At 55.1% G+C, this 22,825-nt stretch carries 11 protein-coding genes; 8 read left to right on the plus strand and 3 right to left on the minus strand.

The window, feature by feature from the left end:
* Nucleotides 1–117 precede the first annotated feature (117 nt).
* From J2Y43_RS10945 to J2Y43_RS10975, 7 genes are read left to right on the plus strand one after another with little or no spacing between them, the layout of a single operon-like run.
* Nucleotides 118–3,312, plus strand: coding sequence for a TonB-dependent receptor (locus tag J2Y43_RS10945; protein WP_309982307.1), 3,195 nt, complete (start codon nt 118–120; stop codon nt 3,310–3,312).
* A gap of 20 nt (nt 3,313–3,332) precedes the next feature.
* Complete coding sequence (locus J2Y43_RS10950; RefSeq protein WP_309982309.1) at nt 3,333–4,886, plus strand: RagB/SusD family nutrient uptake outer membrane protein; 1,554 nt, start codon at nt 3,333–3,335, stop codon at nt 4,884–4,886.
* Nucleotides 4,887–4,910: 24 nt separating this feature from the next.
* Nucleotides 4,911–6,608, plus strand: coding sequence for a GH39 family glycosyl hydrolase (locus J2Y43_RS10955; protein WP_309982312.1), 1,698 nt, complete (start codon nt 4,911–4,913; stop codon nt 6,606–6,608).
* A gap of 51 nt (nt 6,609–6,659) precedes the next feature.
* Complete coding sequence (locus J2Y43_RS10960; RefSeq protein WP_309982314.1) at nt 6,660–7,829, plus strand: enolase C-terminal domain-like protein; 1,170 nt, start codon at nt 6,660–6,662, stop codon at nt 7,827–7,829.
* A 5-nt stretch (nt 7,830–7,834) separates the two neighbouring features.
* Complete coding sequence (locus tag J2Y43_RS10965; protein WP_309982316.1) at nt 7,835–8,626, plus strand: SDR family oxidoreductase; 792 nt, start codon at nt 7,835–7,837, stop codon at nt 8,624–8,626.
* 34 nt (nt 8,627–8,660) lie between these two features.
* Nucleotides 8,661–9,680 carry an AraD1 family protein gene (araD1, locus tag J2Y43_RS10970; RefSeq protein WP_309982318.1) on the plus strand — a complete coding sequence of 340 codons (1,020 nt, stop codon included), beginning with the start codon at nt 8,661–8,663 and terminating at the stop codon, nt 9,678–9,680.
* A gap of 32 nt (nt 9,681–9,712) precedes the next feature.
* Nucleotides 9,713–11,011, plus strand: a complete 1,299-nt coding sequence (locus J2Y43_RS10975; protein ID WP_309982320.1) for an MFS transporter — start codon at nt 9,713–9,715, stop codon at nt 11,009–11,011.
* 21 nt (nt 11,012–11,032) lie between these two features.
* Here J2Y43_RS10975 and J2Y43_RS10980 read toward each other — a convergent pair whose 3' ends face one another.
* The 3 genes from J2Y43_RS10980 to J2Y43_RS10990 are packed head-to-tail and all read right to left on the minus strand — an operon-like array spanning nt 11,033 to nt 19,302.
* Nucleotides 11,033–13,165, minus strand: a complete 2,133-nt coding sequence (locus tag J2Y43_RS10980; RefSeq protein ID WP_309982322.1) for an alpha-glucuronidase family glycosyl hydrolase — start codon at nt 13,163–13,165, stop codon at nt 11,033–11,035.
* Nucleotides 13,166–13,204: 39 nt separating this feature from the next.
* Entirely contained in the window at nt 13,205–15,157 is a 1,953-nt protein-coding gene (locus J2Y43_RS10985; RefSeq protein ID WP_309982325.1) for a sialate O-acetylesterase, read from the minus strand.
* A gap of 35 nt (nt 15,158–15,192) precedes the next feature.
* Nucleotides 15,193–19,302 carry a two-component regulator propeller domain-containing protein gene (locus J2Y43_RS10990; protein WP_309984266.1) on the minus strand — a complete coding sequence of 1,370 codons (4,110 nt, stop codon included), beginning with the start codon at nt 19,300–19,302 and terminating at the stop codon, nt 15,193–15,195.
* 284 nt (nt 19,303–19,586) lie between these two features.
* Here J2Y43_RS10990 and J2Y43_RS10995 point away from each other — a divergent pair, with 284 nt between their 5' ends.
* Complete coding sequence (locus tag J2Y43_RS10995) at nt 19,587–22,823, plus strand: TonB-dependent receptor (protein ID WP_309982327.1); 3,237 nt, start codon at nt 19,587–19,589, stop codon at nt 22,821–22,823.
* Nucleotides 22,824–22,825: the final 2 nt, after the last annotated feature.

Below are 22,825 nucleotides of genomic sequence, written 5' to 3' on the forward strand. Positions count from 1 at the left end.
TTTTTCAAAATCTAATTCCGAACAGTGTTTAAAACTGGCGGAGCATACTTTGTCCCGACTTTCCGGTAGTTGGTGGACCTGGTATGATACTGCCTGCACCTTAGCTTTAACAAAATCATGAGAAATGCTATATCATACCCTTCCGGGGGTAAATGGCTGCGCTTTCCCCTTTGGGCGGCATCCCGCTGGGCGGCATCCCGCTGGATCGCAGTCTTCCTCCTGATCAGCACAGTGGCTATCGGTAGGGCCGGGTACCGGCCCGGAACGCGCCACACAAGGCCCGTCGACAAGGCGGTGAAAGGCAGGATCACCGATGAAAAAGACCAGCCGCTCGTCGGTGTGAATATCGTGGTGAAAGGCACGTCCGTTGGTACTACTTCCGATGGAGACGGTAAATATGAATTGAATAATGTGTCTGAAAATCAGTCGCTTGTGTTTTCGTTTATTGGCTATGTTCAGCAGGAGGTTGTAGCAGGCAGCCGTTCGGTCATCGACGTCCGGCTGGTGCCGAACGCCGAGCAATTGAGCGAAGTAGTCGTCGTGGGCTACGGTACCGCCAACAAGAAAGATCTCACCGGCGCCATCGCCACCATTGCAGGCAAGGACATTGAGCAGGGCTCTATCAACACGCCCGACAAGGCATTGCAGGGCAAAATTGCCGGCGTACAGGTGAATACCAACTCCCACGCACCCGGCGGAGGCATTTCCGTGCAGGTAAGGGGTACGGCTTCACTTTCGGCCAGCGGCTCGCCCTTGTATGTGATCGACGGCGTGCCGATCAGCAGCGGTTTCCAGACGGGCGCCAGCACCGATGCCGGTTCGTTTGGCGGTAATGCCAACCCGATGAATTCCATCGATCCGTCGGACATTGAATCCATTCAAATACTGAAAGATGCTTCTGCATCAGCCATCTACGGCTCCCGCGCGGCGAATGGCGTGGTACTGATCACTACAAGAAGGGGCAAGGCAGGCCAGCAGCGCGTCGATTTCGAATATGCTTTCGGCTTGCAGACCATCCGCAAGAAGCTCGACTTCATGAATGCCACCCAGTGGGCCACGCAGGTGAACGAGCGCGCGACGCTGCTCGGGCAGTCGCAGGTGTACACACCGGCGCAGATCGCAGCATTCGGGAAGGGTACTGACTGGCAGAGCGAAATTTACAACTCCGCACCGCGGCAGAATTTCAAGATCTCGTTCTCAGGCGGGGGCCAGAGCGTGCGGTACATGCTGGCCGAAAACGTGACATTGCAGGACGGGATCATTCCCGGTTCGAATTTCAAGCGATACGGGACTTCCATTAATATTGATGCGGATATCAGCAAAAAGCTGCGCGTTGGGCAGAGCCTGCTCTTTACGTTGACCGACGAAAACGTGGTGCCGACCGATACCAAGGGTTACGAAGGCATTTCCAATGTGGTGGACGCCGTGTATGAAGCCCCGCCCACCATTCCGGCGCGTGATGAGCTTGGCCAGGCTACCAATTTGCGGAATTTCCCGATGGGCGGTGGCCTGGAAAACCCGCTCACCATGACCGAGAAATACCGGCAGCTGAGCAATACCATGCGGATTTTGGGCAACATCTACGCCGATTACAGCATTATCCCCGGACTCGACCTCAACATCCGCTTCGGCGCCGACATCCGCGATTGGAAGTTCCACCAATATTTCCCGATCGGCTCCGAAGCAGCCGCGGGCGCGAATGGCAAGGCCCGGCAGATCGGTGTGCGCAATCTCAATTTTACCAATGCGAACACATTGACCTATTCCAAGACCTTCGCGGACGTCCACAATCTGAAAGTCCTCGCCGGTTTTACTTACCAAAAGGAAACGAACGAAACCGTCGACGCCTCGTCGTTCGGCTTCCCGAGTGATATTTTCGAGTACTACAACCTCGGCCTGGGAAGCAGTCCGCAGGCGCCGGGCAGCAATAGGAATGAGTGGACGCTCATTTCGTACCTCGGCCGGTTGAACTACACTTTAAAGGACAAATACCTGTTTACTGCCTCGGTACGGGCTGATGGTTCTTCCAAATTCGGGGTGAACAACAAGTACGGCGTGTTTCCGGCGGTCGCGTTCGGGTGGCAGCTGGGCGAGGAGAAATTCATCCGCGATTTGAATGTGTTCGATCAGCTGAAATTCCGGGTGAGCTATGGCAAAACGGGGAATGAATCCATTGGAGTTTACCGGTCGCTTTCGCTGCTCGGGACCTCGTTCGGAACGCGCAGCTCGTACATTTTCGGCGGTGCCCGTGTGCCCATCGCATTCCCTTCCAATATCGCCAACCCCGATCTGAGCTGGGAGAAGACCGGTGAATTCAATGTCGGACTGGATGCCGCGGTACTGAATGGCCGCCTTAGTTTTACAGTGGATTACTATCACAAAAAGACCACCGATCTGCTTCTCGACGTGCCGATCCCTTCACAGACCGGCTACGGAAGCGTGCTCAAAAACACGGGCGCCATGTTGAACAAGGGCTGGGAGTTTGGGATCAACACCGTGAATACCAACGGCAAGCTCAACTGGACGACGAACTTCAACATATCATTTAACAAGAACGAAATCCTGTCGCTCGGGGGCGCTGAATACCTGTACTCCGGCTGGGTAGGCGGGGCGAATGTGAACCCGCACGCCAAAAACACGGTGCGGCTCCAACCGGGGCACTCGGTCGGTGAGTTTTATGGGTCGGTGTATGACGGTACCTGGCGTTCGAAGGAGCAAATCAAGGAGGTGGGCACGATGCCGGCCGCCAAGCCGGGCGATATCCGGTACAAGGATGTGAATGGCGACGGCATTTACGACACCGAAAAAGATGATGTGTTCCTCGGTAGCCCGCTTCCCAAGTTCAGTTACGGACTTACCAATGACCTGTCGTTTGGTCCGCTGAGCCTGCACGTGTTCGTGTACGGGATGCAGGGCAACAAGGTGCTGAACCTGGCGGCGCAGCAATATGTGCAGGACGGGATAGGTGTTTCGGCCAAGCGCCTCGACCGCTGGACGCCCGAGAACCCCGATTCCAACATCCCTGCCGCGAGCGCCTCGCACCCGCAGCGTGTGAGCTCATTCCTGGTAGAGGACGGCTCGTTCCTGCGCGTTCAGAATGTGTCGCTGAGCTACAAAATCCCCGGTTTTGTGAGTTTTGTCAAGAATGCGCGGATCGGCATCGGCGTCGATAACCTGGCCCTGATCACGAAATACTCGGGCTATGACCCGGAAGTGAACTCTTACGGTAACAGCAACACGACCAAAGGAATGGATCGGTTCGGGTACCCGTCGTCGCGGACTTACCGGGTGGAAATCAAGCTTGGGTTTTAATGCAAAAACATTGAATTGACATGATCCGATCTATTATTAAAACAAAACACCGGGCCTTATCCATTGCCCTCGGCGCATTGGCCCTGCTTGGTGGAAGCAGCTGTGAAAATTCCTTGCAAGAGAAGGTATACAGCCAGGTGCCTACCGATGATTTTTACAAAACCCTCGACCAGGCGCAACTGGGACTGAACGGGGTTTATAATTACCTCTGGAACGATAACTACCGCGACGGACAATGGGTTACCCTGGGCGACGTCACTGCATTCACGCTCATCGGCGGGGGTTCCGCCAATGGCTCGGGCGACCGTTCGGGCATCCAGAACGAATGGAATACTTACTCGTGGACGCCCGATGCGGTGGAACTCGTAACGGCCTGGGATTATTTCTATCAGGTGATCAACCGCGCTAATACGCTCATCGACAAGATGGAGGTCGCAGATTTTCAGGGAAAAGACAAGGTGCTGGGCGAGGCGAAGTTCCTGCGTGCATTCTTCTACTTCAACCTCGTGCGGATATTCGGCGGCGTGCCCCTGCACGTGAAAGCGACCACCGACCTAAGCGAAGTGGCTAAGCCCAGAAGCTCGGAGGAAGAGGTGTATGCGCAGATTGTGAGCGACCTCAACGCTTCGGTAACCTTGCTTAGCCCGCTGAACAAGGCCGATATTACCGCCGGCAGGGCCACAGCCATTTCGGCCACCGCATTGCTATCCAAAGTCTACTTGCAGCAGCGCAAATGGAAAGAAGCCGCCGCGGAGGCGAAAAAAGTGATGGACGCAGGTGTTTTCAGCCTTTTCGAGGATTATGAAAACATCAATAACCCCGATTTCCAGAACGGGAAGGAGCATATTTTCTCCATTCAGCATGGGGGGAATGCCAATAGCACCTCGCAGATGTACCAAACGCGGATGATTTACCTCTTCGGGCCGCCCGCGCAGACGATCAACGGCGTGAATGTGCAGTTCCACATTCTCAAAGACCTGGTCATTTTCCAGGCGCGGAAATCCTTTTTCACCGAAAGCCCCGACACTTACCGCAAGTGGCAGTCGGTACGCCAGAAGATGCCCTATTATTACAAAAATGGCACTAAGGAGTTAGTGAGAGACACTGTTACCATGTACGCACCATTTTTGACCAAGTTTCACCGGATAGATTTTGCCACCGGCTACCTTAAAGAAGGCGTAAACTATCCGCTCATACGCTACGCCGATATGCTGCTCACCTACGCCGAAGCGACCAATGAAACCGACGGGCCGACGCCCCAGGCTTTCGAGGCGCTCAACCAGGTGCGGCGGCGGGCCCGCGCAGCGGGTACTGCTTTCGAGCAGGCGGCGAAGGTTTATCCCGATTTGAAAGGGCTGTCGAAGGAAGAATTCCGCGATGCGGTGCTGCAAGAGCGCGCACAGGAATTCGTGGGCGAGGGGCATTACCGCTGGGACCTGATCCGGCATAACCGACTGATCACCACCGCGCAGGCGAATGGCGTAACGGCCGCTGCCGACAAGCATAATCTTTTTCCGATACCCACCCAGCAAATCAGCCGGAACAGTCAGCTCAAACAGAATCCCGGATATTAATTTTTTACGCTTAACCAAAGTCACATGTTTTTGAAAAAAACCAAACTTGCCCTGCTTCATGCAGCCACCCTGGGCGCGGCATTGTCCACTCCTGCCTTTAGCCAGCAGCAACCCATCAGTATCGACGTAAACCTGGCGAAAGTAAAAGCCCCTATGCAGCAGATCTGGGCGTTTTTTGGCTACGACGAGCCTAACTACACCTATATGAAGGACGGGAAAAAGCTGCTGACGGAAATCTCGCAGTTTAGTAAAGTTCCTGTATATGTACGGGCGCACAGCCTGCTCGTGACGGGCGATGGCGATGCGGCGCTCAAATGGGGCTCCACCAATGCCTACACCGAAGATGCGCAGGGCAAGCCGGTGTACGACTGGAAGATTGTCGATAAAATATTCGATACCTATATTGAAAGGGGTATGAAACCCATTGCCCAGATCGGTTTTATGCCGCAGGCATTGTCGTCGAAACCCGAACCGTACCGTCACAACTGGACGCCGGGCGATAAGTACAACGATATTTTCCTCGGCTGGGCCTATCCTCCCAACGACTACAACAAATGGGCGGAACTGGTATTTCAATGGGTGAAGCATTCGGTGGCCCGCTATGGCAAGAAGGAAGTGGAAAGCTGGTATTGGGAGCTTTGGAACGAACCGAACATCAGTTATTGGAAAGGTACAGTGGATGAATATATTAAGTTGTACGACTACACGGCCGACGCAGTGAAACGGGCCTTGCCTACCGCAAAAATAGGCGGCCCGGAGGTAACAGGGCCGTCGTGGGACAAATCGGAAGTTTTTATGCGAAAATTCCTCGACCACGTCACTGCCGGGAAGAACTACGTGACCGGCAAAACCGGCACGCCGATCGATTTCATTACTTACCATGCCAAGGGCGCTCCTAAAATCGTCGACGGGCACGTGCAGATGAACATGGGCACGCAGCTGCGCGACTTGGACAAGGGTTTCGAAATCGTGGCATCCTACCCGGCGCTGAAAAAGCTGCCGATCATCATCGGTGAGTCCGATCCGGAAGGTTGCGCGGCCTGCTCGGAGGACGTGAGCCCGCAGAATGCCTACCGCAATGGTACCATGTATTCGAGCTACACGGCGGCTTCATTTGCACGTAAATATGAGCTGGCCGAGGCGCGCGGCGTGAATTTGCTGGGTGCAGTGAGCTGGTCGTTCGAGTTTGAGGACCAGGCCTGGTTCCGCGGGTTCCGTGACCTGGCTACCAATGGCGTCGACAAGCCGGTGCTGAACGTATTCCGGATGTTTGGCATGATGGAAGGCAACCGCGTGGAAGTGAAGCAGGATTTGGCTTACGATTTCAAAAGGGTGCGGGACGAGAGCGTGCGCAAAGAGGCGGATATCAATGGCATTGCTTCCAAAAGCGCCAATTCGGCGGCGGTAATGGTATGGAACTATCACGACGACAATGTGCCCGTGCCCGACGCGACCGTGAAAGTATCCGTACAAGGCCTTCCGCAGCAGAAAATGATGCTCTATCACTACCGCATCGACAAGGAAAACAGCAATTCCTATGAAGTATGGAAAGCGATGGGCTCGCCCAAGCAGCCTACCGCGGAGCAAATCAGGCTGCTCGAAAAGGCCGGGCAACTCGCATTGCTTACCTCGCCGCAATGGATCGAACCTAAAAATGGCCAGACTACTGTGGAAATGCAGCTGCCGCGCCAGGGTGTTTCATTCCTGCATTTCAAGTGGTAAGCAGGCCGATCGCCTGTATTGAAAAATGATATTGTTTTAAAATGCATTTCAATGAAAATCAAAAGAGTAACAGCAAAATTATATAAATGGACAGGCCCGGTGCTCACGACCAATACGGTTTTTGCAACGCCGCTGAGTCCTATTTACTCCCAAACCGATTCGCAGGCCGCATTCCGGTTTTTCAGCTGGCTGGTGGTGGAGGTAGAAACCGCCGAAGGGCATATCGGCTACGGCAATGCGGGACTCAGCCCGGATGTAACCAAAGCCGTGATCGACAGCAAACTGGCGCCGATCCTGCTGGGCGAAAATCCTTTGAATACCGAGTACCTTTTTGAAAAAATGTACCGCTCCACGGTCGCATTCGGCCGGAAAGGCACGGTTATCGCGGCTATCAGCGCCATTGACATTGCCCTTTGGGATATCAAAGGAAAAGTGATGAACCAGCCCGTGTTTATGCTTATGGGCGGGCGCACGACCCCCGACATCGAAACCTATTACAGCCGCCTCTACACCCGCGACCTCGACAGCCTCCGGGCCGAGGCCGTGCATTACAAGGAGCAGGGCTTTTCGGGCATGAAACTTCGCTGCGGCTACCCGCTCACCGAGGGCATTGCCGGTATGCGCAAGAATGTGGAGATGGTGAAAGTGGTGCGTGAGGCCGTGGGTGACGATATTAATGTGATGCTGGAAGGTTATATGGGTTTCAACCTGGCCTATGCGAAGCAATTCCTGAAAGCGCTGGAACCGTACAACCTGCGCTGGGCCGAAGAGCTGCTGCTGCCCGACGAGATCCACAATTTTGCCAAACTGCGCAATTATACCGACATTCCGCTCTCGGGCGGGGAGCACGAATATACCCGCTACGGCTTCCACGACCTGCTGCAAACCGGCGCGCTGGACATTTTCCAGTTCGATACCAACCGGGTGGGCGGTTTCACCGAAGCGCAGAAGATCTGTAATATGGCCCTCGCGCACGGTATTGAAGTGATCCCGCACGGCGGACAAATGCACAACCTGCACGTGGTACTAAGCTCCTTCGCGAGCCCGATGGCCGAGTATTTCCCGCAAACGGAGATCGAGGTGGGCAATGAGATGTTCTGGTACATTTTCGATGGCGAGGCGATCGCCGAAAACGGAAGGGTGCAGCTCAGCGATACATTGCCGGGTGTTGGTTTAACCCTGAAAACCGAAGGTCTCGAACATTTCATCATTTCCGAATAAGCACCATGGAAACGCTAAGCATGCAACAAAGTATTCTCGACCTGTTTAAACTGCACGGGCAAACCGCGCTCGTCGTGGGCGGCAACCGCGGGCTGGGCCTGGCAATGGCCAAAGCCCTGGCCGAAGCCGGTGCCAATATCGTCATCGCGGCGCGCGACGAGGCGGTGAACAGGGAATCGGAGCAGCTGCTCAAGGAAACTTACGACATCAGCTGCATCAGTGTGAGCTGCGACGTTACTTCCGAGCAGCACATCAAAACGGCCGTCAAAACGGCGGTGGATACTTTTGGGAAAATAGATATCCTGGTCAATTCGGCGGGTATCAATATCCGCGGGCCTATCGAGGCACTTTCGCTGGATGATTTCAACAAAGTTCAGAGCGTGAATGTGACGGGTACCTGGCTTGCCTGCCGGGAAGTGGTGCCGGTGATGAAGGAAAATGGCTACGGCCGCATCATCAACATCGGTTCCATGCTCGCACTCACGGCCATTCCCGAGCGCACACCTTACGCGACGAGCAAAGGCGCCATTTTGCAGCTCACCCGCTCGCTGGCGATGGAAGTAGCACTCGACGGCATTACCGTGAACGCCATTCTGCCGGGCCCGTTCGCGACGGACCTCAACCTGCCCCTCATTAACGACCCCGAAAAATATAAGGCATTCATTTCCAAAATCCCGATGGGCCGCTGGGGTGAATTGCACGAGATAGGCGGCATTGCATTGTACCTGGCGAGCAAGGCTTCCAGCTACTCCACAGGCGGCTGCTTTTCAATCGACGGCGGATGGGTGACGCAGTAGTTTGTAGGTTTTTTAATTGATATTAATGCAAAACATGACAAGAGTCGTACAGATATCACACCCGCAACACGGGCGCGCCCTGGCCAGGGTGGAAGAACCTTCGCTGGTATTGTTAAATGGCGCGAAATCGGTTTACGAAGCGGCATTGGAGGCCATCGATACTAAAAAGCCGCTCGCGGAATTGCTGCTGGCCGCGCGCTCGGACACCAAGCTGCATTACGACGACGTGTACGCGGGAACCAGCGAGTGGAAGCTGCTCCCGGCATTCGACTGCCCGGGCGACCCGTTCCGCTGCCTGGTCGCCGGCACCGGGCTTACGCATAAAAACAGCGCCCTGAGCCGCCAGGCAATGCATGCCGCGACCGAGGGTACCAAACCTACCGACAGCATTATCATGTACGAATGGGGTGTAGAAAACGGCTTTCCGGCTCCCGGTGAGATCGGCGTGCAGCCAGAGTGGTTTTACAAAGGCAACGGCTCGGTACTGAGGGCGCACGGCGAAACCCTCGAAGTGCCCGACTTCGGCGACGACGGGGGAGAGGAGCCGGAAGTAGCCGGCATTTATATCGTCGACCGGCAAGGTATTCCGCATCGGATCGGCTTCGCGACCGGCAATGAGTTTTCCGATCATGTGATGGAGAAAAAGAACTATCTCTACCTCGCTCCGTCCAAGTTGCGGCAATGCGCGATCGGCCCGGAGTTGCTCATAGGAGGAGATTTCTGTGATATTAAAGGAAACGTGCGGGTTTCCGATGTGCGGGTTTCGGCCGGTGAGCAGGTCAAATGGAGCGCGGATATCCGCACAGGCGAGCAGAACATGGCCCACAGCCTGGAAAACCTGGAATATCACCATTTCAAATATCCCGGCCACAGGCTGCCATTGCAGGCCCACGTGCATTTTTTCGGGGCCGATGCATTCAGTTTCGGAAGCAAGCTGCTGCTTGAAAACGACGACCTGATGACCGTGTATTGGGAAGGATTGGGAAGGCCCCTGCAAAACCGGCTGTCGGTTTCACCCGATAGCCCGACGCTCAACCCTCTGTCCCAGCTCTGAGATTCCATTTACATTCTTTAACCTGCATTTGAATGGTAGAAAATCAAATACCCGTGTCCCCGGCGATCAAACTGTCGGGGATGCGATGGGTCATGGTCGGTATGGCCTTTCTGGCGACGGTGCTCAACTACGTACACAGGCTGTCGTTCAACTACCTGAGCGCGGAGGGTGAACTGCGGAAGCTGATTCCGGACGATGCATTCGGCTACATCGGCACGGCTTTTTTCGCGGCCTACATGATCTCGAACGCATTCTCCGGTTTTGTGATCGACCGCCTCGGTACCCGGGTAGGTTATTCCCTCTGCATGGCATTCTGGACCACCGCAGGGCTCATTCATGCATTTGCGGCTACGCCTTTGCAGTTCGGTATTTGCAGGTTCATGCTCGGCATTGGCGAGGCAGGTAACTGGCCGGCGGCTATCCGTCTCACCACCGAGTGGTTCCCACCGCATGAACGGTCCACGGCCTCGGGTATTTTCAACAGCGGCTCTGCATTGGGGGCGGTGGTCGTGCCGCCGCTGGTGGCATTGCTGGGTGTGAACTACGGCTGGCAGGCGACGTTCGTCATTCTGGCGCTTTGCGGGTATTTGTGGCTGGCGGCATTCTGGTTTATCTATTACACACCCAAGGAAAACAGGGAAGCGGAAAAGGTAACATTCAAAGTACCGGTAACGGCGTTGCTCAAAACGCGTTTCGTACGGATGTTTACCTTATCCAAAACTTTCATGGACCCGGTATGGTACTTCGTAACCTTCTGGATCGGCCGGTACCTGGTGGATGTGCACCATCTGGAAATGAAACAAATCGGCTGGCTGGCGATGATCCCGTTCATTATCGCGGACGTGGGCAACATCGCCGGCGGGTATTTTACACAATACATTATCAAAAGGGGAATGCCTATTCCCCGTGCGAGGAAAGTGGCTGTAACCATCGCGAGCCTCATTATGATTTTGCCCTTGCTGGCCGGGCCATTCGTGATCACGACGCCCATTTCGGCACTCATCGTGTTCGGTCTTGCCGGCTTTGGTTATACAGCTTACACCGCAAATACCCTTACGTTTCCCGCCGATGTGGTTCCGAAAAACTCCGCGGCATCGGTCTGGGGCATGGCCTGTGTCGGTACCGGGCTGGGCGGGGCTGTTTTTCAATCCATATCGGGGATTGTGCTCAAGAACAATGCGGCGGAAATGGGCTACCACTACGCCTACAATATACTGTTCCTGGGTTTCGGGCTCGTAGCGCTCGTCGGGCTGCTGATCATGCTGTTCTTCATGGGCCCACTCACGCCCGACAAGAGTTTACTGCGGTATACAGAGGGTGCTCGTTCCTGAAAGATCGAACACCCGTCTACCTTATCTCATTAAGTAAACATTAACACTCCTTTTCACCTCATCGAGCGTCCTGCCGGGTTTCGGATACGGGGCAGGAATGGGCTTGCGTGAGAATGTCTGCAAATACAGCACCCAGGCGTCCCGCCACCACAACGCCTCATTATATTGCTTTACAAGCCGGCCCGAAACGTCGGTGTGGGTCGCCGGGTCGACGGAGGCGCGAACCCCGGCCCATTGTTTTTGCATCCAAAGCACCGAATCGGGCCCGGTGTAGAACCGGTGGCAAAGTTCGTCCCAGAGGTTTCGGCCGGAGCTGAGTTTTTGTGCCCACGGAATGTGATGGAACCAGAGCAAATAGGGCAGCGGGCAGGTTTCGGCATTTTCCCAAGCGCGGCGCACTTCCGGGCGGTACTGCTGTAATGCATTGCTGCCGGTGGCTGTCCGGTCGAATCCCAGGCCCAGGGTATCGGCCCGGTGGTAATAAATGGCCGTCCAGTCGGGGCGGGAGCTGCGGTTTTGCCAGGGTTCGGGCGCGTAATGGCTGCCGGTCCACGGGCGCGAGAGGCCCAGCGGCGTGTTGTAGTTTACATAAATCTCCCTGGAACGCAGCATGATATCACTGATTGCCGCTACGTCCTTGCTTTCGGTGGTCAGCGTGAGTTGCGTCCATTCTTGCGCGATGGCTTCCGGGCTCAGGGTGTGGTCCCAGGCGAGCCGCCCGAATGCGTACCAGTTGGCCTGGGCCATCGGGTGGCCGGTCCAGTTGCGGTCGGAGCCGGTGTTGGCCACGCCCGCGATGCAGGTTAATGGATACTGGTGCAGCGAGCCGTCGATAATGCGGGCAACAGTAGAGCCTTTGCCATTCACATAAGTGTCCGCATCGAGGCATTCCTTGAACAGCGGCGCTTCGTAAACCCAGTGCGTCGCGAAACCCATGTATTCCTGCGTAAGCTGAAATTCCATGCCCAGGGGCGTGCCAGGCATATTCCCGAACAGCGGCGAAAACGGCTCGCGCGGCTGAAAATCGATGGGCCCGTTTTTGACCTGCACAATCACATTTTTGGCAAATTTCCCGTCGAGTGGTGCAAATTCTTCATAGGCAGCTTTGAAGCGGTCGGCGGCGGGATCTGCCTTGTACACAAATGCCCGCCAGATCACCACCCCGTTGAACGGCGCGAGCGCCTCGGCGAGCATATTGGCGCCGTCGGCGTGTGTGCGGCCGTAGTCCTGCGGGCCGGGCTCGCCTTCGGAATTGGCCTTCACCAGAAACCCTCCGAAATCGGGGATTGTGCGGTAAATCTCCTTCGTTTTTTCGGCCCACCATTTCCGCACTTCCGGATCGAGCGGGTCGGAAGTTTTCAGCCCTCCCAGCGTTTTCGGGGCGGCAAAATGGATCGATAAATAGGTCTTAATACCATATTTCCTGAAAACACCCGCTAATGCGGCCACTTTGGGCAGGTATTCGGCCGTCAGAAAGCGCGCGCTGGCATTTACGTTGTTGACCACCGTGCCGTTAATGCCGATCGACGCATTGGCCCGCGCATAATCGGTGTAGCGCGGATCGACCGTCTCGGGCAGCTCGTACCACTTCCATAACGAGGATCCCGCATACCCGCGCTCGATCGTCCCTTCGGGATTATCCCAATGGTTGAGCATGCGCAGCTGGATCTTCGGGCTGCTTTGGCCCACGGCTTTTTCAAGGGGTAAATGCTGCTGCAAATGCCGGAGCAATGCAAAACTGCCATATAGCACGCCCGCATCCTTCGAGGCGGTAATGACGGTGTTCGCACCTTGCATTTGAATGGCATAACCATCGCCGGGACCGGCGATGGCTGACATGGTCAGGATAATGCCGTGCTGGTTGCTTACCGGCGTTTTTACGATCGGGATTTGCCTGCCGAGCATCGCATTCAGGCCGGTTTGCAGTTCCTTGGCGGCATTGTTCAGAATATCGCTGTTGCCGGAGGTGGCAATGAAACTGAACGATTTGCTGTAAGACGCCCTCACAGTTGCATTTGGGATCCGTTCGTATTTGAGCCATAGCCGGTAGCCGTCATCCGCGGTTGCAGGGTTTGAAATGGCGGCAAAAATCAGCAGCAACAGGGCCAGGTTCTTAATTTTTTCGGGAAAAAGGGTTTTTGAAAACAACATCATGTATCAGGTTGAGTGTGGAAGCCATTCGATCGGGGACTGCTAGCGATGCAGCGCGTGGTCCATATCCTGGCCGTCTGTCCGAAAGGGCGAGGCAGGAAGGCCTGCGGAATTGTAAAAATTAACTCCCTCGGGGTTGTCCTGCCAGGCGTATCGGACATACTTGGGCGCGTTGACCTGCTTGCTCCGCAATGCAATCCGGTCTTTGCCGAGTATTTCAGCCTCGGCCCAATAAAACTTCTTGTCATCGCCCGCGAGGGCAAACCAGCGCAACGGCTCACCATCGGATGCAACAATGCCGTCGCCCACGTGATCGAAGGTCAATACGATCTGCTCATTTTCAAGGCTTTGTGATTTTAGCACGGGGCCGGAGTAGGTAACCTCCTTTTCACCATAGGCCAGGTTCCTGGCTGCCAGCGCGAGGCGTTTGCCGATATCTTTCTTGTTAAGCGGGTGAATGTCGTTCCATTCGCCGAGGTCGATGGTCACGGCCACAGCGGTGCTGGGTAATGTGAGGGCCTTGTTCTGTGCTTCCCGCAGCAATGCAATGTTGCTTTCCGCCGGGGTGTAGTCGATATCCTGGAAATTAGGCAGCTGCGCTACGAGGAAGGGCAAATGCTCGTCGTGCCAAAGCTCCCGCCAGTCTTTGATCAGCGCCGGGAGCAAGGCATTGTAAGGTTCCGGGTTAGCGGTGTTGGATTCGCCCTGGTACCATACAAATCCTTTGACTTTCAGCGGCACAGCCGGCGCGACCATCGCATTGTACAACGCCGTCGGCTGGTTCTGGTGCACGAGCCGCGCGGGCGGTGCGCCCTGCCCGGGCGGGAAAACCGCCCCGACTTTGTACTGCCAGGTGCCTTTCAAATCGATGGTATCGTTGCCCGTCGTCATGAAATAGGGCTTATCGGGCACAAAACCGCCTTTGCCCGACGAATTGGTAACCCGGATCACAAAGGTATTCTGCCCGGCTTTGAGCAAACCTCCGGGGATTTCGTACCGCCGCGGCGGATATTGGTAAGTGATCTGGCCTATTTTCTCACCATTCACATACATTTCGTCGGCATCCACAATGCGGCCCATGTACAGCTTAGCCGCTTTCCCGGCCCAATGCTGCGGAATATCGATTGTCTTTCGAAACCATACCACACCGTCCAGCGCCTTCAATCCCTGGTCTTCCCAGTAACCGGGAATATTATAGTTCCGCCATCCTTTGGGCTGGTAAGCATTGCTTTCCCAATGTCCTTCCCGGCCCCCGTCAGCCACCATACGTTCCTGCGGGACTGCATTCGCGATGCGGGCGAATGCATTTACGTAGCTGGTATCCTTGTTTTGGGAGATGGTTTTCCGGATGTTTTCAAAATCTTTGAAACCGCCTTCGCTGATCCACGCCTCAATGGGCGTTCCACCGACGGAACTGTTGATAATGCCGATCGGTACCTGGTGTTTTTCATAAATTTCGCGGGCAAAAAAGTAGGCGACGGCGCCGAAGCTGAGCACGTTTTCGGGGTTGGCCGTTTTCCATTCGCCTTTCGGGAAATCTTCCGCGGGGCCATTCAGGTTAGTGAGCGTCGGCACGAAAAAATTGCGGATTTCGGGATAATGGGCGGAGGTTATGTCTTTCGGAAACCGCTCCTTTACCCGCTCCATGTTGATCACCATGTTACTCTGTCCGCTGCACAGCCACACATCCCCGAATGCGATGTCCGTAATGCGGATTTCATTTCTGCCTTTCAACGCCATCGCATAACCGGTGCCTGCTTTGTGTGCAGGAAGCGCTATTTCCCATTTGCCGGCTGCGTTTGCCAGGGTTTTATAGGTTTTTTTATCAAATTGAAGGGTAACCTGCTCTTTCGGCGAAGCCCAACCCCAGATTTTTAGCGGCTGGTCGCGCTGCAAAACCATGTGGTCGGAAATCAGTTTAGGCAGGCGGATCTGTGCGTATGAGGGCATGGCCGCGCACAGGAGGAGTGAGGTTAGTAGCTTTGAAATCTTCATGCGGATCAATCCGGTGGTATTTAAGGTATTATAATTCAATTGGATACATGTAAAAAGGGCTTCCGTTTCATCGCCTTGTATTCAGAAGGCAGCATGTTGAACTTGGCCTTGAACGACTTCGTGAAATAATTGGGAGTGGCAAATCCGGCCGTGTACGAGATCTGCGAAACGTTCATGTCGCTCTTTTCGAGCAACAGGGCTGCCTTTTCCAGTTTGATCGACCGTATAAATTCAATCGGGCTTTGTCCGCTGATTTCCAGCACACGCGTATACAGCGTACCCCGGCTCATACCCACGTGCCGCGCGAGATTTTCGACGCTGAGTTGGGTCGAATTGAGGTTGTCGTCGATATAGGAAAGGATATCGCGCAACAGTTTCACATCACCGGATTCGATCGCCATATCGCGGCCTGTCATTTGTATCTGCCTCGAATACACATCTTTGAGGAGCCTGTTGAGCAGCAGCAGGTTGTTGATTTTTACATTCAGTATTTCAAAATTGAAAGGTTTGGTCAGATAATCGTTCGCGCCGGAGCTTAGCCCTTTCAACTGCTGCTCTTCCCCGCTCGATGCCGTGAGGAGGATAATCGGGATGTGGCTCGTCCGTTTGTCGGCCCGGATCTTTTCGCTCATCGCGAGCCCGTCCATTTCCGGCATGGCGATGTCGCTCACGATCAGTTCGGGATGGCAGCTCAATGCCTTTTGCCAGCCTTCTTTACCATCGGCGGCTTCCAGCACGCGGTAATGGTTTTCCAGGTTTTCTTTGAGATAATGCCTGAACTCCGCATTGTCCTCCACGATCAATATCCGGGGTATTTCGTCGAAATCGGTTTGCGGGCTTGTACTTGCCGGGTTAGCGGTCGTCTTGGGGGAAGCCGACTCGGCGAAAGGGGCCGCAGGCGCAATTTCGACGGGGTTGAACACCCAGGTTTCGCAGGGAAGGCCTACGGTGAAAATGCTGCCTTTGTGGCCATTGCTGCCGACGGTGATGAACCCGCCATGCATTTGCACAAACTCCCGCACGATCGACAGGCCGATCCCGCTACCCTGGTTAAGTACCGAAGCATCGGCATCGTCCTGGAAAAACCGGTCGAAGATTCTCTCGTAATGCTCCGGCGAAATGCCCATTCCCGTATCGGATACCTTGATATACAGCCAGTTTTGCTGCGAATCGTCGGTGCCGCAGGTTAGCTGCAATGCCACTTCGCCGCCTTCCGGCGTGAATTTGAATGCATTGGAAAGCAGGTTGAAAAGAATGCGCTCCATCTTGTCGGCGTCGAAGTCGATCAGTAAATGCGCCACGGAGCTATCGAATGTAAAACGGACGCGTTTCCGCTGCGAAAGGTCGCTGAACGAATCGCAGGCGTCGCGTATGAAAGGCACGATGTCGGCGCGGCGGAGGTCGGCCTTTAATTCCTGCTCCTGCAAGTTCTTGAAATCCAGCAGCTGATCCACGAGGTTCAGCAGCCGTTTCGCATTGCGGCGGATCGCCAAAATTTGCGGCTGGTGGGGCGATTCCTGTGCGAGCAGGTTTTCTACCGGAGCAAGAATGAGCGAAATAGGGGTGCGGAATTCGTGGCTGAGATTAGTCAGAAACTTGATTTTCAGCCTGTCGAGCTCCTGCTTGCGTTCGGTCTCGCGGCGGGCCTGCTCTTCCCTGAACTTCCGGTGCAACCTGCGGATGCCGCGCCGTCGCATGAGGAACACGGCGGCAATGGGCGCCAGCACGTAGAAAATGTAAGCATAAATGGTAAGGTAGAAAGGCGGCTTCACGATCACCGCGACGGTGGCCGGGGGCGAGCTCCAATCGCTGCCGTCGCTGCTGGCCTGCACCTCGAACCGGTACTCGCCGGGGCTGAGGTTGGTGTAACTGGCCGTGGTAGCCTGGCTGGCCTGCTGCCATTCATTTTGCAGCCCCACGAGGCGGTACCGGTAGGCGGTCTGTTCGGGATTGGTGTAGTTGAGCGCCCCGTAACCGATCGAAAAATTCTGCTTATAATCGAGCCGGATGGATTGCGCGACGGAAATATCCGCATCGATCATGCCCGAATCGGCGGATGTGATGGCCCGGTTCCCGACTTTCAGCTCTCTGAGTATGACCGGCGTCTGCCCCTGGTGTTTTTTCAGGCCGCGGGTATCTATGTAATTAAAACCCGCAATACCGCCGAAAAACAGCAGGTTATCGGATGTTCGCATACCTGCACCCAATGCGAAAGTGTTGTTTTGCAGGCCATTATGTGCAGTATAGTTGGTGAATTTTTTTGTATGCAGATCCAACAGGCTGATTCCCTCATTGGTGCTTACCCAGATCCGCCCCTGCGCGTCTTCCAATACCTTGTTGACCATGCCGCTCGGCAGTCCATTGTCGACGCCGAATGTCACGAATTTGTGTGTTTTCGGGTCGAATAGCGCGAGTCCCTCGCCTCCGATGCCGGCCCAGATATTGCCGCGGCTGTCTTCCAGAAGCGAGAGGACATTGTTGCTGGGAAGTGCGGCTGTTTCGCGGTCGAGCAGGATGGAAACCCTTTTTTCCGGATCAAAAACGGCGATGCCCGTGCCGTGGGAGGCGATCCACATTTTTCCGTGCCGATCCTCCAAAATGTCGCGGATGTAGGCATTCAGTGGGATCATGCGTTTCAGCAGGGAGATGTTGGGGGTAAAAAGCCTTTCGAACTGCTTTGTTTCAGGATGGTACACGTTGACGCCCCCGCCATTGGTACCGATCCACAACTTCCCTTTTTTGTCCCGGGTCAGGGAAAAAATGTTGTTGTTGCTCAATGAAGTGGCTTCCGGACCTTGCAGGAACTGTTCGTACGCGCCCGTGGCCGGGTTTAGCCGGAAGAGCCCGTCCTGAAAAGTACCGATCCAGAGTGCATCCCGGGCTGTCAGTTTCAGCGACAGCACGGCCAGCCCTGCCGAAGCCGCCTTATTCCGTGCCTGAATCGGATATTTGCGGAAAAGGTTGGTTTTGCGGTCGTAGAGATTCACGCCGCCGTCGTCGGTGCCTACAAAAATGCGGCCGTCGGTATTTTCGGCGAACGACGTCACAAAGGGAGCGCTGAGGCCGTACGGGTCGTAAGGATCGCAGCGTTTCAGCCCAAATAGCGTCAGGTTGCGGTCGTATTTGTTGACGCCGCCTTTGTAGGTGCCCATCCAGGTAATGCCGGCGGGGTCGGTGAGGATGGCGCGTATAGACTTATTCGTGATGCTGAACGGCGTGCGCGGGTCGGGCGTGTGGTGCGTCAGGTGTCCCGTGTGCGCATCGATGATATTCAGTCCGCCGTCGGTACCGATCCAGATCTCGTCCCTGTTTTGCGGGGAGATCGTGAATATCATATTGTTGCTGATCGAGTGGCTGTTCCCGGGCTGGTAACTGAACCGCCGTGCCGGTTTCCCGTCCGCGGAAAGGGTAAACAGGCCGTGCTGCGTGCCGATCCACATGCCGCCAGAGCTGTCCTGGCTGATGGCCGTCACAAAGTCTGCGCCGTCCCCGGCTGTCTCCGCGCCACGGTAATCGATAGGTACAAACCGGTTTTCTTTACTTAAAAACCTGAAAAGTCCATTGCTCGTACCGACCCACATTTGCCGGACCCGGTCGCGGAAAACCCGGTGTATGTGCTTGCCCGCTATTTGTGGCGGCGTACCGGGAATGGAGGCGAATGTTTGGATTTTCCAAGTGTGCGGGTCGATAAGAATGAGCCCCTGTGTGGTACCGGCCCATATTTTACCCTGCGCGTCCTCGCATATCGAGTTAATGCTGTGATTGGTCTTGATGCGGACGAATGAATCCTTCCGGCGATCATATAAATGCAGCGAGCCGATGATCGTTCCTACCCAAATGCGGCCGGCGCGGTCTTCGTAAAGTGCCGAAACGTCGTTCGATTTCAGGGATGTGGAGTCGGTTTTCCGGTGGCGGTAAACGGTGAAGCCCGTGCCGTCGAACTTGTTGAGGCCGTCATCCGTGGCGAACCAAAGCAGCCCGTAGCGGTCTTTCAGGATCGCGGTTACGGTATTGGAAGAGAGCCCGTCCATAGCGGTAATAGCGGTAAAACGGGGCGGTTCGCCTTGGGCAACGGCCACTCGTCCAGTGCCGGCGAAAAGCAGCAGCAGACTCATCACAATGCGTAGAAACGGCCGGGTTATCATCAAGTTTTGAACAATGAAAGGTGATTTACTATAAAGACGACGGAAATGCGTATTTCTCCATCGCCGGGAATGGGTTAAATGCAACTTTGTCTCTGAATCCGCCAGTTTTAGGCCCTTTTTGAACATTTGTTCCCATAGTTTGAACAAATGTGCTCACGGCCGGTATCGCGGCCATACTACTTTTGTCCATTGTCAGGTTACCATAAATTATTGGAATCATTATGTTCTAAAAATATATTGTCAAAATGACAAATAAAAATTTTCAACAAAAACCCTGCAAGCCTATGCGCTACTTTTTACTGAACAAGAGAAACCGGCTCTGCACATTAGCGACCATGGGATGGCCGCTGATGTTGGCGATGACGCTGGGCCCCGCCGGCGGCGCCCATGCATCGGAAAATGATTTGAACAGGCTCGTCCGCCAGGTCGTTGCCGATGTGGAAGTGACCGGAAAGGTTACGGGGGAAGCCAGCGATGCATTGCCGGGAGTGAGTATCCTTATTAAAGGCACCACGCGCGGAACGATCGCCGACGAGAACGGGAATTTCAGGATTACCATCCCGGACAATGAGCAAACGGTGCTCGTGTTTTCGCTGGTAGGTTATGCCTCCAAAGAGGTGGTGGTAGGGAACCAGAAGATCATCAACTTGTCGCTAGCGCCCGATCACAAAGTACTCGAAGAAGTAGTAGTGGTCGGCTACGGAACGCAGCGCAAGCGGGATGTGACCGGCTCGGTGGTTTCGGTGAGCGAGTCGACGCTCAAAGAGGTGCCTGCGCCGAACCTGGTCAGCCAGCTCAAAGGCCGCGCCGCGGGCGTATCCATCATCAGCAATGGCAGCACGCCCGGCTCGCAGGGCCAGATCCGCATCCGCGGTAACCGCACGCTGACGACCAGTTCGGGATCAAGCGATGGCCTCGACGGCCCGCTTGTGGTGGTCGACGGCATTCCGTTCGGCGGCTTGAACGACATTAACCCGGACGATATCCTGAGCCTGGAAGTATTAAAAGATGCTTCCGCCACGGCGATCTACGGATCGCGCGGAGCGGGCGGGGTGATTCTCGTAACCACTAAAAGAGGAAAGGTGGGTAAGCCGGTGTTCAGCTACGATGGCTACCACGGTGAGACGCGCATTATGGGCAAATTCAACGTGATGAACGGCCCCGAGTATGCACAGTTCAAAGCGGATGCAGCCAAGTATAACCGTACCAGCCCCGGCACGTCGGGCTATTTGCTCACTCCGAAAGAACAGGAGGCCCTGGACAAGGGTGTGTCCACCGACTGGCAGGACCTGATTTACAAGCCGGGTTTCATGTCCAACCACCAGCTCGGCATGCAGGGCGGCGTTGAAAACACACAGTACTCGCTCGGTTTGGGGTATTTCAATGAAACGGGAATCATTCCTAACCAGAATTTCCAGCGCTTCAACCTCCGCGCTACCATCGATCAGCGGATCGGGAAGAACATTAAAATAGGGCTGAACACGCTGAACACCCTTACTTACCAGAACACCCCAGGCGGAGGCGGTGTGCCGGGCGGGCTCGTGCGCCTGACGCCGCTGGCGTCGCCCTACAATGCGGATGGAAGTGTGAATATGTTCCCGTCCGAAGGCTCTATCGATGCGGCCGGCGTAAGCCCGCTCACCATCATGACCAAAAAGGATTCGTACCTCGGCCGTACGCGTTCCGTGCGGACGTTCAACAGCCTGTACGCGGAAGTGACCATTTTGCCGGGTTTGAAATACCGGTTTAATGCAGGTTTGAATTTCAGTCAGTCGAATTACAATGGTTATAATGGCCCGCTGACGTATTTCAATTCGGCGACGGTGCAGTCCTCGTCCACAGCGGAGATCAGCAACACCGAGTACTGGGACGTGAACCTGCAACATTTGCTGTATTACGACAAAACATTCGCCGACAAGCACAAACTGGGCTTCACGGCATTATACGAATACACCAAAAATCACTCGTTGGGCAGCCGTTTCACCGTAACGGGCGTACCGGCGGATTACATCAAGACATCGAACTTCTCCCTGGCATCCGGTCAGCCGGTTGCTAATTCGGATTTCGGTAACTCGTTTTCGGAAACCGGCCTGCTTTCGTACATGGGAAGGCTCAATTACAGCTACGACGATCGCTATTTGCTGACTCTGACCTTACGCAGGGACGGTTCTTCCACTTTGTCGCCGGGTAACCAGTATTTCAACTATCCGGCCGTCGGCCTGGGCTGGAATGTGATCGAGGAAAGGTTTATGAAAAGCGTGGCCTTTGTTTCGAACCTGAAACTGCGCGGTGGCTGGGGCGTGTCCGGTAACCGCAACGTGGGCGCCTACTCGACGCTGGGCGCGTTGTCGGCCGGATATTACAACTTTGGAACGGGTACCGCCGGACAGCAGCTGGCCTACACCGTGACGAGCCTTCCGGCGAGCAACCTGAGCTGGCAATCGACATCGCAGGTCGATATTGGTGTTGATTTCGGCTTCCTGAATAACCGCATTACCGGTTCCGTGGACTGGTACCACCAGAAAACCAAAAATATCCTGCTCTCGGTACCGCTTCCGCCGAGCAATGGCGCCGGTTCTACCCTGAAAAACCTGGGTAAAACCGAGGGTAAGGGACTGGAAGTTGCCGTTACTTTCGAGATTGCCAGAAAGCCGAAAGGGTTTAATTGGAGTGTGGACGCGACCTATTTCTTCAACCGCGAGAAAATCACGCAGCTGACCACGCCGCAGGAAAAAGCCAATCTCGGCGCGGGTTGGTTCGTAGGACAGCCACTTTCAGTGATTTATGATTACAAAAAACTAGGCATCTGGCAGCTCTCCGACGCGGAGAACGGGACTTTGGCCAAGCAGGTGTCGCCTGTGCAATATCCGGGGCAAATCCGGGTCGAGGATTTGAATGCCGACGGCAAAATCGACGCGAGCGACCGCCAGATCCTGGGTAATTTCCAGCCCAAATGGGAGGGGGGGCTTACGAACCGTTTCAGCTTCAAAAACTTCGATGCGTCGATCGTCACTTATGCGCGGATGGGTATGAAAGTGCTTGTTCCTTACCTTACCGGTAATTCCACAGGTTCGGGCGGGTTTGCATTCTTCAACCAGAGCCGGGTTAACCAGGTGAAAACGGATTACTGGACCGATACCAACCCGACCAACGCATTCCCCGCGCCGGACGCGAGCAGCGCAGTCGCCAACTTCGGTTCGACGCTCGGGTATTACGACGGCTCGTTCATCAAATGCCGGAGCATTAACTTCGGGTACACATTCGCGAGCGATGTGATCAAAAAGATTGGTGCTTCGTCGGCCCGCGTTTACGTAAACCTCACAAACCCGTTCATCATCTATTCGCCGCTCGTGAAGGATAACCTCGCCGTTGACCCGGAAGGCAACAGCTATGCCAGCGGGCAGTCGACGCTCAACCCGCAGGGCGCCAGCGAGCGTGGCGCGCCTGAGCGACAAATCGCCGTAAACCTCAATAACCCGCCGGTAAGGCAATTCACCGTGGGCGTAAACCTTAAATTCTGATC

This window comes from Dyadobacter sp. BE31 (genome assembly GCF_031457695.1).
Classification (GTDB): Bacteria; Bacteroidota; Bacteroidia; order Cytophagales; family Spirosomataceae; genus Dyadobacter.

Bases quoted from the DNA above. Each gene is read 5' to 3' on its own strand.
- J2Y43_RS10945 (WP_309982307.1), top strand. From the start codon at position 118: ATGAGAAATGCTATATCATACCCTTCCGGGGGTAAATGGCTGCGCTTT.
- J2Y43_RS10950 (WP_309982309.1), top strand. From the start codon at position 3,333: ATGATCCGATCTATTATTAAAACAAAACACCGGGCCTTATCCATTGCC.
- J2Y43_RS10955 (WP_309982312.1), top strand. From the start codon at position 4,911: ATGTTTTTGAAAAAAACCAAACTTGCCCTGCTTCATGCAGCCACCCTG.
- J2Y43_RS10960 (WP_309982314.1), top strand. From the start codon at position 6,660: ATGAAAATCAAAAGAGTAACAGCAAAATTATATAAATGGACAGGCCCG.
- J2Y43_RS10965 (WP_309982316.1), top strand. From the start codon at position 7,835: ATGGAAACGCTAAGCATGCAACAAAGTATTCTCGACCTGTTTAAACTG.
- araD1 (WP_309982318.1), top strand. From the start codon at position 8,661: ATGACAAGAGTCGTACAGATATCACACCCGCAACACGGGCGCGCCCTG.
- J2Y43_RS10975 (WP_309982320.1), top strand. From the start codon at position 9,713: ATGGTAGAAAATCAAATACCCGTGTCCCCGGCGATCAAACTGTCGGGG.
- J2Y43_RS10980 (WP_309982322.1), bottom strand. From the start codon at position 13,165: ATGATGTTGTTTTCAAAAACCCTTTTTCCCGAAAAAATTAAGAACCTG.
- J2Y43_RS10985 (WP_309982325.1), bottom strand. From the start codon at position 15,157: ATGAAGATTTCAAAGCTACTAACCTCACTCCTCCTGTGCGCGGCCATG.
- J2Y43_RS10990 (WP_309984266.1), bottom strand. From the start codon at position 19,302: ATGATAACCCGGCCGTTTCTACGCATTGTGATGAGTCTGCTGCTGCTT.
- J2Y43_RS10995 (WP_309982327.1), top strand. From the start codon at position 19,587: ATGCGCTACTTTTTACTGAACAAGAGAAACCGGCTCTGCACATTAGCG.